This window comes from Psychrobacter urativorans (assembly GCF_904846695.1).
GTDB lineage: Bacteria > Pseudomonadota > Gammaproteobacteria > Pseudomonadales > Moraxellaceae > Psychrobacter > Psychrobacter urativorans.
In genome coordinates this window covers 81,055-96,030 of sequence record NZ_CAJHBR010000007.1, presented here as the reverse complement: position 1 = coordinate 96,030, position 14,976 = coordinate 81,055, and the positions used below count along the sequence as shown (strand labels likewise).

Genomic DNA, 14,976 nt, shown 5'->3' with positions numbered 1-14,976 from the left:
TTGCTGCTAATTAATAATTCATAGCTGTATTTAATGATGCAAAGCTGCTATAACTAAAAAAACTGTAATCAAAAATACGATAGGACGCGTTATGTTATCGCCAACCGCCTTGTTCAAATCATTTGCTCGCATAAAAAAAGATCTCAAAGAAGATATCGATGCAGTATTTACTCGCGATCCTGCTGCACGCAATAGCTTGGAGGTAGTACTTACCTACCCTGGTATTCACGCGCTGATTCTGCATCGCAGTGCCCATTATTTATGGCAACATGATCATAAGCTCTCTGCTCGGGTCATCTCCTACGGCTCACGCATTCTAACTAGTATTGAAATTCACCCAGCTGCCAAAATCGGCAAGCGCTTCTTTATCGATCATGGCGTCGGCGTAGTGATCGGTGAGACTGCTGAGATTGGCAATGATGTCACCTTATACCATGGCGTCACTTTAGGGGGAGTATCATGGAATAATGGTAAACGTCATCCCACTTTAGAAGATGGGGTCATCGTCGGTGCTGGGGCAAAAGTATTAGGACCATTCACAGTCGGTAAAGGCGCTAAAATTGGCTCGAATGCCGTAGTAGTCAAGCCAGTGCCTGCTGGCGCCACTATGGTTGGCAGTGCCGCAAGAATGATATCTGAGCATCATGACGAAAAGGGTAATCCTATCGTCAAAAAGGGTAATGATATCAAGCAACAAGAAGCTGCTGCCCAAGTAAATACTACCGAAGATAATGCTCAAGATGCTAGTAGCGATCAAACGCAAGCTCGCCATCAAAGCGCAGCACGAGCCACTACTTTTCAAGCTTATGGTATCGATCAATCTTCACAAGACCCAGTGGCCGAAGCTTTTGCTAAGATGCTTGAGCATATCCAACAGTCTGAGAACCGTCTTGATCAGCTGCAAGATGCTATGTGCAAGATTGATCCGAACTTCTGCAAAAAAGAATATGACAAGCTGTGCTTGCAGGATTTAGATGTGATCGGTCAAAGCGATATGGCGGCAGCCGATGCTAAGCAGAAGTAACTTGAACGTTTATAAGAGGCTGGGCTAAATGCTCAGCCTATTTTTTTGCTATCAATAAAATACCTATTAATGTGACTATTAACGCTGGTTGCTAAAGCTAATCAGTAAAGCTACTCAGTAAAGCTAGTAGCTCTACAACCTTTGCCTATACTCTAACTAGGAAATGCCATGTCTGGTTATCAAAACCGCCTACAAGATAAAGTGATTATTATTACTGGGGCTGCTCAAGGTATGGGGGCAACTCATGCCCGTTTATGCATTGCAGCAGGGGCTAAAGTCGTATTGACCGACCAACAAGCAGATAAGGGTCAACAGTTGGCCGATGAGTTGGGGAACAACGCTTTATTTATTAAGCACGATGTTACTAATGAGCAGGACTGGGCCCAAGTTATCCTTAAAACCGAAGAGACCTTTGGAGCCATTAATGTACTAGTAAACAACGCTGGTATTACCAGCTCTAAATCTATCTTAGACACTTCACTTGATGACTACCGCCGCATTATTGATATCAATCAAGTCTCTGTATTTTTAGGTATGAAAGCTGTCATCCCCTCAATGCAAAAAACCAAGCAAGGCTCGATCATCAACATCTCATCTATCAATGGCTTAGTTGGCGGTGCTATTGGCTATACCGACTCGAAGTTCGCCGTACGTGGTATGACTAAAGCAGTTGCTTTGGAGTGTGCGCCTTTTGGTATCCGTGTCAACTCAGTACATCCAGGGGTAATTGCGACACCTATGATTATGCAAGGAGATACCAAAGCAGCTGTAGAAGCTTTTGCCAAAACTATTCCCATGCAGCGCGTCGCAGAGCCGGAAGAAGTGAGTGGCATAGTACTGTTTTTAGCTTCAGATGATTCAAGCTATGCTACTGGCTCAGAGTTTATCATTGACGGTGGTATCACTGCGCGCTGACCAAATAACTCGATAGCTTTTAACATCACCTAGTGCTGGGCTAAAAGTCTAGCCTACAACAACTAAAAGTAGCTCTGTGTCGTTATTCAAACAAATATTACCCTCATTAATCATTTATTTAGTCACTTATGAGGGTTTATAAGATATAGTCGAAGCTAGCAACACTTATAAAATACAAATTCATATGCGTAATATTAAGGATGATACGATGCTCAAATTTGGAAGCGCCTTACTGCTGGCTGCTGGTCTGATTTTAACCCCTCTAACCCAAGCGATAGCTGCTGAGCGTCAAAGTATTGCTGTATTAATTCCCGGCAAACATAATGACAACGGCTTTATGCAATCTGCCTATCGGGGTTATGAGAAGATTAAGAATGAGCTGGATGTTGATGCCAGTTATGTCTCTAATATATCTGCAACTTCAGATCCAGTACTGTTAACTGACGCTATGCGTAAACTGGCTCAACAAGGCCCTGACATGATTATCGCTCATGGCGGTCAGTGTAATGGTCCGGCAGAAACAGTGAGCAAAGAGTTTCCCGATATTAAATTTGTAGTCATTCAAGGTCATGTACAAGGAAACAATCTGTCGAGCTATGTCGTACGCCAAGAAGATTCAGCTTGGTTAGCAGGTGCCCTCGCCGGCCTGACCACCAAATCTAATATTGTTGGTCATATCTCTGGTGCTTGGCCTAAGCCCGGCTTGATGGGTCGTGCTGCCTTTTACGATGGTCTAAAATACGTAAATCCTAATGCCAAGTTTCTGACGTGGTTCACCGGCGACTTAGATAATACTGATATCAATTCAGCAGCAGCCTCAGCAGAGATTTATAAAGGGGCAGATGTTATTTACACTATGCTCAATGCGGGTCGTCAAGGCGTGATTGATGAAATCAAAACTCATGACGGCAAAGTGCGTCACATCGGTAATGTATCTGACTGGACTCAAGTGGATGATAGTTTTGTCGGCTCAGCGGTAGCCGATGCTAGCGTCGCTATTCTTAATGCGGCGCAAGATCTAACGACAGGTAAATGGCAACCTAATCAAATACAAGAAATCGGTCTAGGTCAAGGGGACGTAGTTAAGTTGGCTTTGGCTGATGATGTATCGCCGCAAGTAAAAGCAAAATTAGACGCTTTGGCTGCTAAAATTGTCAGTGGTGATATTAGTATTTCGACCACTTACAGCGGTAAAGAATTTAACCCAGCTACCGGCAACCTTGTCGATCAGTCGTTTAAAGAAACTTTGAAAAATTTCAAAAACTAGTTATAGGACGCCCCTAACTTATGGACTATCGCGGATAGTCTATAAGCTCACCACAGCCAACTCTTCAATTCCTGCACGCTCATGCGCTTTAAAAGGGTAACGATCTAAGACCACTATCCAGTCATCAGCATCATTTTCTATCTGGACTAATAAAATATCAATGTCCATCGTCACTTGCCGTATAGCTGATGCTGGGTGTTGACGACACCTATTACAATCATCTTCGAGCTGTTTAAATAGCTGCTGTAATTTGTACAAACTCATCGGCAAGCTTAGAATTAGATAAACACACTGATTGATATAATCGGGTTTTGCTTGCTGCAAACTGGCGGTAAAATCAGGATTTTGCAAAGCACTAGACAGTTTTATGTCACCGAGTTCGGCAAGATTTTTACCAACGGTCATTAAATGCTGTTCAGAGTCATGATTGCTACCCAACGCTAACAATACTGCGGTCACTGTCTGCATTTGCAGCTGCTCAGACGACTGTCTTTTTAGTTTAGCTAGCGTTAATTGTAATGCTAAATCTAAAGACGCTTGGTCTATATCTTTATGCATTAGCAGACTTATCATCAGCAGACTTATGGACAGCCGTCTCATTTTCAGTGCTTTGGTCTTCAGCAGCTTTTGCATAGCGGGTAATCTGCACCCCAACTGCGTCTGCTTGTTGTATAGCGGTAGGCTTAGCGACACTTAAAGTAATTTTTTGACAGTCATAGCGGGCGAACAGCCTAGCTACCAGTTGCGCAGCTAAGTGTTCAAGCAACTGGGCTTTGATTTCTTGACACCAAACCGTGACATCATCGCAGACCTCTTTATAGCTCAAAGCATCTTTTACCTCATCTGAGAGCGCCGCATTACGAATATCTGTCTCTAAGGCAATATCGATCAAGATTGGCTGATCAATAGTGCGCTCCCAATCAAAAACTCCTATTACTGCTTCTACTTTTAAACCTTTTACAAACACCACATCAGCTTCAGTATGGAACATATTTTTATCCTTATTAGTGACTTACTAACTTTTATCTTATTATGCTTTTATAGGGCTTCATTATTTAAGGCTGCTATTTTTGACAGTTTACTTGGGCGATGACGCCACAAATCAATGCTGAATAGTAACAGACCTAACCAAATTAGACCAAATACCGCTAAGCGATGTAAATCAAACGCTTCTTTATAATAGAACACCGCTAAGAAGAAAATAAAGGTCGGGGTCAGATAGTTCATAAAACTGAGAATACTGTAAGCCACTTGCTTAGTAGATTTATTAAACAATAATAAGGGTATTAAAGTAATCGGACCTGCCAGCATTAATAGCCAAATATTGGAGCTGAACCAAAAGCTGAGTTGACTGCTCGCTACATCGGCCTGCCAAAACCACCATAAGCATATAGGCAATAGCATAGTAGTCTCAACAAACATAGCATCGACAGCCGTCAGTGGCGTTTGGCGCTGAATAGTACCGTAAGTACTAAAGCTAAAGGCTAAGATCAACGATATCCAAGGCACACTGCCGAGCATGACGACTTGAATCACTACTGATAACAGCGCAAAGCCAATAGCTACCCATTGCAGAGTACGCATACGCTCTTTGAATAAAATCATCGATAGCGCGACCCCAACTAATGGCCCGATGAAATATCCCAGACTGGCTTCTAGTATCTGATCGTTATTGACTGCCCATACATAAGTGAGCCAGTTGATGGCAATAATTATTCCGGATACAAAAGTAAGCGCAATCCATTTTGGATTTTGCTTTAACACGGCAATCCATTGCCAGCGCTTAGTGACCACCAATACTACTAGCAGACAAAGGAACGTCCAAACAATACGATGACCGATAATCTCAGTAGCGTTATAAGCAGCCAATTGCTTGAAGTATAAGGGGAAGGCGCCCCAAATAGAAAAAGCGATTAGCGCAGTGATTATGCCACGTTGAGTGGTCTTGATAGGAACAACTGGTTTTTTGACAACATTTTGGGTGGTCATAATAAAAAACAACTTTTTAGAGCAAAGCGCGCATCTGATTCAAAAAATAATTAGGAATCAGCTATAAAAACGCTGGATTACTGTTGGTGAAATGGAAAATAAAAAGCAATGTGCTAACGCCAATATAGACATCAACACATTGCTAACAAAGATATTACGGTTCCAACCATACTCAATAATTAATACTTAATGGCTGACAGGGCTGTTATTTATTGGCACTGTTATTAGTACTGACATTAGTACTGTTGTCAGCAAATCAATCAGCGTCAGTAACAGTATCAGCACCCCTATCCACTTCGACTGCCATACCGATTTGGTTGGCAAGCTCAGCGAAACCTGGGAAGCTAGTGTTAACGGTCTCCACCCCTTCGATGACGATCTGTCTAGAGGCACGCAAGCTAGCAACCGTAAAGCTCATAGCGATACGATGGTCGTGATGTGAGGTAATATCACCACCACCAAATACTGGATGGCTATTATTTACCACTTGATTGTCACTGCCCTCTACCCCTTGCCCTTCAATGATCAGACCATCTTCGGTAACTGTGCAATCAATACCAAGAGTTTGTAATCCTTCTGCCATCACCGCAATGCGATCTGACTCTTTGACTCTTAGCTCTTTGGCACCAGTCAACACGGTACGACCTTGAGCACAACTAGCAGCAATGAATAATACTGGGAACTCATCGATAGCCAACGGCACTAGCGACTCTGGTATCTCAATGCCAACTAGATTAGAGCTACGAATAGTGATGTCAGCCACTGGCTCACCACCAACGTGAGTCTCATTACTCAAGCTGATATCAGCATTCATGAGCTTAAGAATATCGATAATACCAGTACGAGTTGGATTGATACCTACTTGGGTCAAGGTCAGGGTGCTACCTTGGCTGATAGCTGCTGCCACCATAAAGAACGCTGCCGAGGAGATATCTGCAGGTACTGCAATATCACCACCTATAAGCTTACCACCGCCTTCAACACTAATGCGATTGCCTTGTACTTTTACCTCATAACCAAACGCTGCTAGCATACGCTCAGTATGGTCACGGCTGACCTCTGGCTGAGTAACCGTAGTCGTTCCTTGCGCCCATAGTCCTGCTAGCAATAAGCAAGATTTGATCTGCGCTGAAGCTACTGGCAGGTTATATTCAATGCCTTGTAATGGCTTACCAACGGTAGCGCGACCGGTGATGCTCAATGGCGAAGTGCCGCTAGTACCAGTGCTTTGCACTACTGCACCCATCTGGCGTAATGGCGCAGCTACACGCTCCATTGGACGCTTATTTAGGCTAGTATCACCAGTCAATACACTATCGAAGCTTTGTGCTGCTAGAATACCTGCTAGCAGGCGCATACTAGTACCAGAGTTGCCCATGTAGATAGGAGTTTTGCTAGGCTTTAAGCCATTCATACCAACGCCATGGATAGTCAACTTGCCTTTGTCAGGCCCTTCAATAGTGACCCCCATATCGCGAAAGGCTTGCAAAGTGGCTAGAGCGTCTTCGCCTTCTAGAAAGCCAGTAACTTGGGTGACGCCTTCAGCAAGGCTACCTAGCATAATACTGCGATGAGAGATGGACTTATCACCAGGAATGGCGATAGTACCAGTAACGGTATGACTGGGCGAGATAATGTAAGATGCTGACATGGTAGAGATATCCGTATAAGGAGTGCTGGCTAACATATGGCCAAAATGTCGCCGTGCGGCTTGCGCGCGGCCCAAAAGTCCCATCAGGGCGGTTGAATCTTTATCGATAATAAGCTGACGTATATTGTTCAGATAACTACTGTATTCATCAAGAGCACTGACTATCGAAGTTTGATTGGCAAAGAATATATCGTGCCACATCTTAGGATCGCTGGCGGCAATACGAGTAAAGTCACGAAAGCCTCCTGCAGCGTAGCGAAACATATTTAAATTGTCGTCATGACTAGCCAATTGGTCGACTAGATTGAACGCTAATAAATGCGGCAAATGACTAGTATGCGCCAGTATCGAATCATGGTGTTCAGCATCCATAGCCATTACTGTCGCGCCAATAGCCTCCCACAGCTGTCGTAGCTTAAAGATGGCTGTACGACTAGTCGTTGGTAGCTCACAGATAATGACGCTATGATTGACGAATAAATCGCTGCGCCGAGCATGATATCCTGAATTCTCAGCACCCGCAATCGGATGCGCAGGCACTAAACCTATAGGCAATGAGGCAAATACGCTTTGAGCGGCCTCGACCACATTGAGCTTAGTAGAGCACACATCACTGATGATACAATCAGCTGCCAATCGACCGCTGTCTATCAGCGCTTTTATATCGATAAATACCGCTGATACCGCTTGTACTGGTATGGCAATGATGATCAAATCGCTACCAGATGCCACTGCACTTAACTCAGTACTGCCAGCATCTAGCAGTCCTTGCTCTATGGCTTCAGTCAGACTGAGCTGGTCTCTATCGACTGCTACTATTCGTGCGCTCAGCTGCTGGTCTCTTATCGCTTGCGCCACACTAGCACCAATCAAACCTAAACCTATAATGCATACTTGTTGAAACATAGGCGCATTGTCTAGCTGGCGTTTTTTATTGACTAGCGCCGCAACCGCTATGGACGGCTTATCATTATTGTTCTGTAGGTTGTGCTCAATGTGGTTATTAATACTATGCTGACTGTTCACGGTTGTTCCCGTTATTCAAACTCACCTCTGTAAGCTTAGTTATAAGTTCAACTATCTGTTTATTGAAAGGTTAAGTAGTAAGTATAAATGGCAGTAAAAAGCTACCGCCAGCAAAACCCTAGGCGTTATCTTGTAATCAAGAATTAATAACTAATCACTAAGATAAAAAGTCTTGCCAGCTAGTAGTCATTGTATTAGCGAATTAATCGTTAATCAATATAGACCGCAAGGTATCAATCAGACGGGTGTTATCTTCGGCTAAACCGACGGTAATACGCAACCAGTTCTCCAAGCCATAGCCTAGTAGCGGACGCACAATAACACCTTGCTCGAGCAAAGCTTGGTTGATAACGGCGGCATCTTCTATTTCTACCATGATAAAATTGGCATGCGATTTAACAAAGCCTAAGCCTAACGCATCGAATTGTTTTTTTAGCCAACGCATCTGCCCATCATTGATTCGGCGTACTTCTGTGATAAAATCCTGATCAGATAACGCGGCAGCAGCAGCGGCTAATCCCAAACGACTGACGTTAAAGGGTTGGCGAATACGGTTCAATAGATCCGCTACTGCTGCTGAGCTAAGTGCATAACCAATACGTAATCCTGCCAGCCCGTAAGCTTTAGAAAAAGTACGCACGATAATCACATTATCGAACTCATCTAATAGCGCTCTATTATTACTTTCAGGGCTATATTCGATATAAGCCTCATCTAATACTACTAGTACTGAGGTTGGCAAGCTGGCAACAAACTGGTACAGCTCATCACGATCTAGCTGAGTACCAGTAGGGTTGTTAGGATTTGCAATGAACACAACTTTAGTATTGGGATTGTCTTCTACCGCCTGACGCATAGCTTTTAGATCATGACCGAAACGCTGTGCTGGCACTTCAATACCAGTTGCGCCCTGCATTTTAGCCAACATTGAATACACCACAAAGGCATATTGACTATAGACAATAGCGTCATTAGTACCGACGAAACTGCGTGCTAAAATATCGAGCAAATCGTTAGAACCATTACCCAAAGTAATACATTCAATAGCAACGTTATTAAAATCGGACAATGCTTGCTTGAGATAGTAGCCATTGCCATCTGGATAACGCGCCAGCTGAGATAATTGCTCAGTAATCGCTAACGTCACATAAGGCGAGCAGCCAGTCGGATTCTCATTACTGGCAAGCTTTACCACATCTGAGACCCCATATTCACGTGTCAACTCTTCAACGGGCTTACCCGTTTGATAAGCTGCCAGCTCTAGAATACTGTCATAAGCGGGCGCTGGACGTGTTGAGGGCTGATCAAAATCTTTCGAGGACTGCATAAGTTATCCTTAGATAGTATATCCATCTATGACTGGCTATTAATTACTAGCACTATTTATTATTTTTTCCAGTATTTCGCTGTTCTAAACTAGCGCTTATAGCACCGCTTTTGGATAGGAGCCTAAGATACGCACATCTTTTACTAAGGGGCGAATATCAGCGATAGCGGCACTCACGTTAGGGTCTTGAATATGACCATCCATATCAATAAAGAACACATAAGCCCATTTATTCGGACGCTCAGGACGAGTCTCGATACTAGTCATCGATACCCCATGATACGATAACGGCTTCAATATTTCGATCAGCGCCCCAGCTTTGTCATGAGCTGATACTACGATAGAAGTCTTATCTTGCCCTGAGGGAGCAATCGACTCGTGACCAATGATTAAGAAGCGAGTGGTGTTGCTAGGGTTGTCTTCAATGTTGGCATACAACTTATGTAGGTCGTACTCTGCTGCGGCAACATCGCCAGCGATAGCGGCTGAATGCCATTCATTTTTTAGACGTCGGGCCGCTTCACCATTACTAGAAACTGCGACACGCTCGACATTAGGATAATTGACATCTAACCAATGGCGACACTGCGCCAGCGACTGCTGATGTGAATAAATACGGCTAATACCATCAACCTTGGTATGCTCAGCAACTAAAAAGTTCTGATGAATAGGTAACTCGACTTCACCAATTATCTTTAGAGTTGAGGATAAGAAGCCATCCAAAGTATGATTGACTACGCCTTCAGAAGAGTTCTCAACGGGTACTACCCCGTACATAGCTGTGCCCGCTTCTACTTCGCGAAAGACGTCAGTAATAGTACTAAGGGGCAAAGTATCAGCCGCTTTGCCAAAGTGCTTTAGAGCAGCGGCGTGGGTAAAGGTTCCTAAAGGCCCTAAAAAGGCAATACGCTGCGGCGCTTCTAAATCGAGACAGACCGACATAATCTCTCGAAACAAACGAGCCATTTTTTCATCAGCTATTGGACCGACATTACGCGCCATTACCGCCTTTAATACTTGCGCTTCACGCTCAGGACGATAAAAAATAGGATCACGAGCTAAAGGATCATCGCTGTTAGCAACTTGAGATTTTTTGACAGTCGCTACTTGTTGAGCCAGCTTTGCACGATCATTAATCAACGTATGAATTTCACAGTCTACCGCATCAATATCTTGGCGCAGACGATTAAGAACCATTTGCTCAGTTGAAATATCGTTAGAGTCTTCAACGCTTGGATTTGAATTATTATTTTGCTCTGCTGACTGCTCGCTCATTAGCGCATATCCTTTATTATTTCTGTTAACGATTATTAGCTTGCAAGAGACTACTGTGTTTAGCTATTAGCAGATAATCACCTGACCTTAAAGCATAACTTACTTGTCGCCCCTACTATAACAAAAACTGTGCATAGTGCCCACGGGTAAATAGGCTAAATGCGGTAAACAGCTTAAAATCAGACGCTTTGGCGCTCAGTATTCTATTGGTAGATAAATTAAAGTCTAAACTATGTTAAAGTTTCAAACTATTGCCTGTCAAAGCAATTTTTCTAACAGCGCAAACTTAATAGCAAGCAAAAAAGCAACACTGCTAAAACACTGAATTAATTATACATTAAGGATTCCCAATGAGCGCACTACAGCAGCTTCGCACTATGACTACTATTGTTGCTGATACTGGCGATATTGCCGCTATTGCACGCCTAAAACCTATCGACGCTACTACCAATCCCAGCTTGATTACCAAAGCACTGCTGCAGCCTGATAACCATGCAATGCTAGCAGATATGATGAATCGTCATCAGGGTGATGTCGATGCGGTTATTGATGCGCTAACCATTCAAATTGGTTGCGATATTCTGCAGTTGATCGAAGGGCGAGTATCCACTGAGGTGGATGCTAGACTCTCTTATGATACTCAGGCTACTATCAACAAAGCTTTAGATTTTATGGCCGCTTATGATAGAGCCGGTATCGACTCTGAGCGAGTATTGATTAAAATGGCGGCGACTTGGCAAGGTATTGAGGCGGCGCGTTATCTGGAGACCCAAAATATCCATTGCAATTTGACCTTGCTCTTTGGGCAACATCAAGCGATTGCTTGTGCTGATGCTGGAGTGACTTTGATATCGCCATTTGTTGGCCGTATTCTAGACTGGCAAAAACGCCAACAGAATCGTCAAAATGTCCCCGCTTCTGATGATATGGGCGTACAGTCGGTCAAGCTTATCTATCAATATTACAAACAGCATGGCTACAAAACTCAAGTTATGGGCGCCAGCTTCCGTTCTGCTGAGCAAATTCTAGCGCTAGCCGGTTGTGACTTATTGACTATCGCACCGAACTTAATCGATGAGCTAGCAGCAATGGATATTGAGGTTAGTCGTCAGCTATCCCCTACTATGTCAACTGATATGGCTATTATGAATAAGGTAAGCTTGACCCATGAACAGTTCAGCCAAGCCTATCAGCAAGACAAAGTCACCCAAGACTTATTACCCAAAGGTATCGATGGTTTTATCAGTGCACGCGATGAGTTGGCGCAGACTTTAGCGGCTATTCGCTAGTTAATCAGTATGGACTTTAACTATAAGCTAAACGGGTTTTGTTTTAAATAAGAAAACGCCCCTATTGATTTAGCTAAAAGTATTTATAAAGTCTGCATTTATCCTTTATTTAGCCTGTCCTTAGTCTATATTTCAACTATGATTAGCTGATTATAGAATAACTATAAACTGTCTTTATCAGCCATTATTTCATCTTAATGTAGTTACCGCATGATAAGCTCAATAAAATAGTAATTTTAATCCACTATAAGTAAAACTTAATACCTATTTTGCTAACCAATGTATTATTATACTCAAGTAATACTTACTCACAGGACTGAACTATTGATTTGGTTCTGTTTTAATTAATAAGGATGTTCCATGCTAAATTCTAAAACCAAAAAACAACCACAAGAAGTTTTTATCCATATCGTTCACAGTAAGCGCCTAAAGCCTTTAAAGAAGCAGCCAGCGGTTAAGTGTGTCCAAGCAACAGGCCACATTGATCAACAGTATCTAGCTGAGTTAGCGGGTTCTGAAGAGTATATCTCAATCGCCTTTTGCTATAAAAACTATAACGAAGAAGCCAATCCACGCTTGAGTGAAAACGAGAGCTGTGCGGTAATCAGTGTAGCCAAAGCCAAAGAGTTATTACATACTGAAGTTCTAGCCGAAGAAGCTTTGAGCGCGGTAAGTATCATTTTGTTCAGCGCTGTATCACAGACTTTTGGTGGGTTCTTGACCGATGGCGAAACCAACAAGCGTTATGTACTGTCTAAAGGTACAGAGTATGCTGGCTTGTCATCAGTAGTATTATAGATCCCCTATATAGATCCTTTGTAAAGTCATGGCTTTGAGCATATTACTGCTAAGACAATGATTTAAAAACAGTAGATTTATAAAAAAAAGCGCCCTGACTTTATAATCAAGGCGCTTTTTTTGCTTTATTACTTGTTAAATACCTTAAGCCACTACTCTTACCAGCCCAAGCTTTTTAAATAGTATTTATAACAGGCTGTGTTAAATTTTTAGAACCGTATAAACAGGTACTGGAAATTCGCCATGTAGTGCCACTAGATCTAATAACACTAATGCCCCCACTACCGTATGACCAGCTGATTTACACAGCTCATAAGCCGTAGTCAAAGTACCACCAGTTGCCAAAATATCATCAACTAATAGGACACGCTCAGGGGGCAAATTGTTTTGCATCTCTAGCGTATCTTTACCATACTCTAGCGCGTAGGCCTTGTTTGCCACTGGTGGCGGTAGCTTGCCCGCCTTACGTAGCAGTATAATGCCTTTGCCCAATCGTCCTGCCAGCAAGCTTGCAAACACAAATCCGCGAGCTTCAACAGCCCCTAGACAATCCACCTCCTCCATCAATCCTGCAGGCAGCGACGCTAGCATAGCATCGATAACCGCATCAACGTGGTTACGCAGTAATGGGGTGATATCATAAAAATCGATGCCCGCTTTAGGGAAGTTAGGCACAGTGCGAATGACTTGCCAAAACGGATGATCAGTATTGAGATTATCGGTGTTACGATTAGTCGACGACTCAGATATGGTTTTAGCTTGCTTGTCAGTAGTAGTAACACTCATAATAACCCTTAACTTGGACGGCTTGAATAATGTAAGATTCACCTTAAATAAGACAAGCTCTTATAAAAGATAAAAATTAAAGCTGGATATAATAGCATAATCTTGCGGTCTTTTTTGACGGATAGCGCTAGCTAATACTTGAGAACAAATACGCTCTAAACCTAGCTGACACAAAACCATAACTTAATACAGATATAAAAATAAGCTAATGAGTACTCTGCAGTTCCAATATACAACTGTAAACTTAACTTTATATAGCACGGTTATATGCTAAACTGTGGGCGTTTTTATGGTGTAAATTTAGCTAGTAACGCTTTTAAAGCATAATAGTAATTATTGATAGGACGGTGTATGAAACGTTATGAATGTATTGTCTGTGGCTGGATCTACGATGAAGAACTAGGTTGCTCTGAAGAAGGCATCGCTCCTGGCACTAAATGGGAAGATATTCCTGATGATTGGACTTGTCCTGAATGTGGTGTTGGCAAGTTAGATTTTGAAATGATGGAAATCTAAGTAGATGACATGCTAAGCGGGAGATATCATGATCCACTCAAATAAATCAAGCCAAGATAAGGTTGCTGACGTGGCGACAGAAACAGCTTACTATCCAAATCCTGCATGGGAGAAGTTCGGTGCGCATAATTGGCGTACCTCTGACTTAAGTGAGCACCTTTATCAGGCCATGATCGATATCGGCGATAATATTAAGCTGTGTGTCGAAGCCGGTGGTAATCCAGACCATCCCCCATTATTGATGGTGATGGGTCTAGGCTCACAAATGATCTTTTGGCCAGATGATTTTATCAAGCGTCTGATTAATGCTGGGTTTTTTGTGATTCGTTTTGATAATCGTGATATCGGCTTATCCTCTAAAGTTCAAATCGAAGGATTGCCACGAATCAGCCAACTCAAAATGATGCTACGCTTGCAGACAGGTCTATCCAATAAATCAGCACAAGTCGCTTATAATTTGACCGATATGGCAGAGGATACGGTACGTCTGATAAAGGTGTTACAACTAAAAAGAACACATTTATTAGGAGCCTCGATGGGTGGTATGATTGCCCAAATTGTCGCTGCTCGCTATCCCAGCTTAATAGATCGTATGGTATTGATGTTCACTACTACCAATCGGGCATTTTTAAAGCCACCACGACCTAAGCAGCTCTATACTTTGATCAATAGACCGGAAAGCCATTCTGAACGTGATATCGTTCGGCACAGCGTCTGGTTCATGAAGACTGTAGGGACGCCCGGTCATGTCAATGTCCGTACTGTGCGTGAGATTGCCAAGTTACGTTATCAGCGCAACTTTCATCCGTTAGGAACCGTACAACAACTCAATGCTATCCTATCATCGGGCTCTATTGCGCGTTTTAGTAAGCAAGTCAAAGCACCGACTATCGTCATTCACGGTAGTGCTGATGGCCTATTGCCCTCCTCGCAAGGTCGGGTAGTAGCTAAGACTATTCCTAAAGCCAGCTTTCATCTGATTGATGGTATGGCTCATGATATCCCTGCCTACTATCAGCCATATTTAGTTGATTTGATAAGCAAGCATTTACTGTACTAATTATTCAGAAGATGCTGGAAATTAAAAAAGGGTGAGACTTATAAATAATATAT

At 42.8% G+C, this 14,976-nt stretch carries 14 protein-coding genes; 7 read left to right on the top strand and 7 right to left on the bottom strand.

The features are described 5' to 3' along the window. Positions 1 to 91: 91 nt before the first annotated feature. The 3 genes from cysE to JMY09_RS06850 all read left to right on the top strand — a co-directional run bounded on the left by cysE (position 92) and on the right by JMY09_RS06850 (position 3,206). Positions 92 to 1,024, top strand: coding sequence for a serine O-acetyltransferase (gene cysE, locus JMY09_RS06860; RefSeq protein WP_201622853.1), 933 nt, complete (start codon positions 92 to 94; stop codon positions 1,022 to 1,024). Between the two features lie 168 nt (positions 1,025 to 1,192). Continuing rightward, positions 1,193 to 1,939, top strand: coding sequence for a glucose 1-dehydrogenase (locus JMY09_RS06855; RefSeq protein WP_201622852.1), 747 nt, complete (start codon positions 1,193 to 1,195; stop codon positions 1,937 to 1,939). A gap of 208 nt (positions 1,940 to 2,147) precedes the next feature. Next, positions 2,148 to 3,206, top strand: coding sequence for a BMP family protein (locus JMY09_RS06850; protein ID WP_201622851.1), 1,059 nt, complete (start codon positions 2,148 to 2,150; stop codon positions 3,204 to 3,206). A gap of 39 nt (positions 3,207 to 3,245) precedes the next feature. Here the strand turns inward: JMY09_RS06850 and JMY09_RS06845 are convergent, their stop codons facing one another. The 6 genes from JMY09_RS06845 to pheA all read right to left on the bottom strand — a co-directional run bounded on the left by JMY09_RS06845 (position 3,246) and on the right by pheA (position 10,396). Further along, complete coding sequence (locus JMY09_RS06845) at positions 3,246 to 3,764, bottom strand: 2-amino-4-hydroxy-6-hydroxymethyldihydropteridine diphosphokinase (RefSeq protein ID WP_201622850.1); 519 nt, start codon at positions 3,762 to 3,764, stop codon at positions 3,246 to 3,248. Next, positions 3,757 to 4,197 carry a dihydroneopterin aldolase gene (gene folB, locus JMY09_RS06840; protein WP_201622849.1) on the bottom strand — a complete coding sequence of 147 codons (441 nt, stop codon included), beginning with the start codon at positions 4,195 to 4,197 and terminating at the stop codon, positions 3,757 to 3,759. Before folB ends, JMY09_RS06845 begins: the two co-directional genes overlap by 8 nt. A gap of 47 nt (positions 4,198 to 4,244) precedes the next feature. Further along, complete coding sequence (gene rarD, locus JMY09_RS06835; RefSeq protein ID WP_201622848.1) at positions 4,245 to 5,195, bottom strand: EamA family transporter RarD; 951 nt, start codon at positions 5,193 to 5,195, stop codon at positions 4,245 to 4,247. Positions 5,196 to 5,451: 256 nt separating this feature from the next. Beyond that, positions 5,452 to 7,752, bottom strand: coding sequence for a bifunctional prephenate dehydrogenase/3-phosphoshikimate 1-carboxyvinyltransferase (locus tag JMY09_RS06830; protein ID WP_201622876.1), 2,301 nt, complete (start codon positions 7,750 to 7,752; stop codon positions 5,452 to 5,454). 322 nt (positions 7,753 to 8,074) lie between these two features. Beyond that, positions 8,075 to 9,199 (bottom strand): histidinol-phosphate transaminase, encoded by a 1,125-nt coding sequence (gene hisC / locus JMY09_RS06825; protein WP_201622847.1) that lies wholly within the window; start codon positions 9,197 to 9,199, stop codon positions 8,075 to 8,077. A 96-nt stretch (positions 9,200 to 9,295) separates the two neighbouring features. Beyond that, entirely contained in the window at positions 9,296 to 10,396 is a 1,101-nt protein-coding gene (gene pheA / locus JMY09_RS06820) for a prephenate dehydratase (protein WP_227677212.1), read from the bottom strand. A gap of 428 nt (positions 10,397 to 10,824) precedes the next feature. On the opposite strand from pheA, the gene JMY09_RS06815 reads away from it, so the two are divergent. Together JMY09_RS06815 and JMY09_RS06810 are read left to right on the top strand one after the other, a co-directional pair. Beyond that, positions 10,825 to 11,763, top strand: coding sequence for a transaldolase (locus JMY09_RS06815; protein WP_201622845.1), 939 nt, complete (start codon positions 10,825 to 10,827; stop codon positions 11,761 to 11,763). A gap of 360 nt (positions 11,764 to 12,123) precedes the next feature. Continuing rightward, positions 12,124 to 12,561, top strand: coding sequence for a hypothetical protein (locus JMY09_RS06810; protein ID WP_201622844.1), 438 nt, complete (start codon positions 12,124 to 12,126; stop codon positions 12,559 to 12,561). Between the two features lie 201 nt (positions 12,562 to 12,762). On the opposite strand, the gene JMY09_RS06805 is transcribed toward JMY09_RS06810, so the two are convergent. Further along, complete coding sequence (locus JMY09_RS06805) at positions 12,763 to 13,347, bottom strand: adenine phosphoribosyltransferase (protein WP_201622843.1); 585 nt, start codon at positions 13,345 to 13,347, stop codon at positions 12,763 to 12,765. A gap of 351 nt (positions 13,348 to 13,698) precedes the next feature. Between JMY09_RS06805 and JMY09_RS06800 the strand changes: the two genes are divergently transcribed. Together JMY09_RS06800 and JMY09_RS06795 are read left to right on the top strand one after the other, a co-directional pair. After that, positions 13,699 to 13,863 carry a rubredoxin gene (locus JMY09_RS06800; RefSeq protein ID WP_201622842.1) on the top strand — a complete coding sequence of 55 codons (165 nt, stop codon included), beginning with the start codon at positions 13,699 to 13,701 and terminating at the stop codon, positions 13,861 to 13,863. Between the two features lie 28 nt (positions 13,864 to 13,891). Beyond that, positions 13,892 to 14,923, top strand: coding sequence for an alpha/beta fold hydrolase (locus tag JMY09_RS06795; protein ID WP_201622841.1), 1,032 nt, complete (start codon positions 13,892 to 13,894; stop codon positions 14,921 to 14,923). The last annotated feature ends 53 nt before the right edge of the window (positions 14,924 to 14,976 follow it).

Excerpts from the sequence above, each read along its gene's own strand:
- hisC (WP_201622847.1), bottom strand. The coding sequence starts at position 9,199 with ATGCAGTCCTCGAAAGATTTTGATCAGCCCTCAACACGTCCAGCGCCC.
- JMY09_RS06805 (WP_201622843.1), bottom strand. The coding sequence starts at position 13,347 with ATGAGTGTTACTACTACTGACAAGCAAGCTAAAACCATATCTGAGTCG.
- JMY09_RS06845 (WP_201622850.1), bottom strand. The coding sequence starts at position 3,764 with ATGCATAAAGATATAGACCAAGCGTCTTTAGATTTAGCATTACAATTA.
- JMY09_RS06850 (WP_201622851.1), top strand. The coding sequence starts at position 2,148 with ATGCTCAAATTTGGAAGCGCCTTACTGCTGGCTGCTGGTCTGATTTTA.
- JMY09_RS06815 (WP_201622845.1), top strand. The coding sequence starts at position 10,825 with ATGAGCGCACTACAGCAGCTTCGCACTATGACTACTATTGTTGCTGAT.
- JMY09_RS06795 (WP_201622841.1), top strand. The coding sequence starts at position 13,892 with ATGATCCACTCAAATAAATCAAGCCAAGATAAGGTTGCTGACGTGGCG.
- cysE (WP_201622853.1), top strand. The coding sequence starts at position 92 with ATGTTATCGCCAACCGCCTTGTTCAAATCATTTGCTCGCATAAAAAAA.
- JMY09_RS06810 (WP_201622844.1), top strand. The coding sequence starts at position 12,124 with ATGCTAAATTCTAAAACCAAAAAACAACCACAAGAAGTTTTTATCCAT.
- rarD (WP_201622848.1), bottom strand. The coding sequence starts at position 5,195 with ATGACCACCCAAAATGTTGTCAAAAAACCAGTTGTTCCTATCAAGACC.
- pheA (WP_227677212.1), bottom strand. The coding sequence starts at position 10,396 with ATGGTTCTTAATCGTCTGCGCCAAGATATTGATGCGGTAGACTGTGAA.
- JMY09_RS06830 (WP_201622876.1), bottom strand. The coding sequence starts at position 7,752 with ATGTTTCAACAAGTATGCATTATAGGTTTAGGTTTGATTGGTGCTAGT.
- JMY09_RS06800 (WP_201622842.1), top strand. The coding sequence starts at position 13,699 with ATGAAACGTTATGAATGTATTGTCTGTGGCTGGATCTACGATGAAGAA.
- JMY09_RS06855 (WP_201622852.1), top strand. The coding sequence starts at position 1,193 with ATGTCTGGTTATCAAAACCGCCTACAAGATAAAGTGATTATTATTACT.
- folB (WP_201622849.1), bottom strand. The coding sequence starts at position 4,197 with ATGTTCCATACTGAAGCTGATGTGGTGTTTGTAAAAGGTTTAAAAGTA.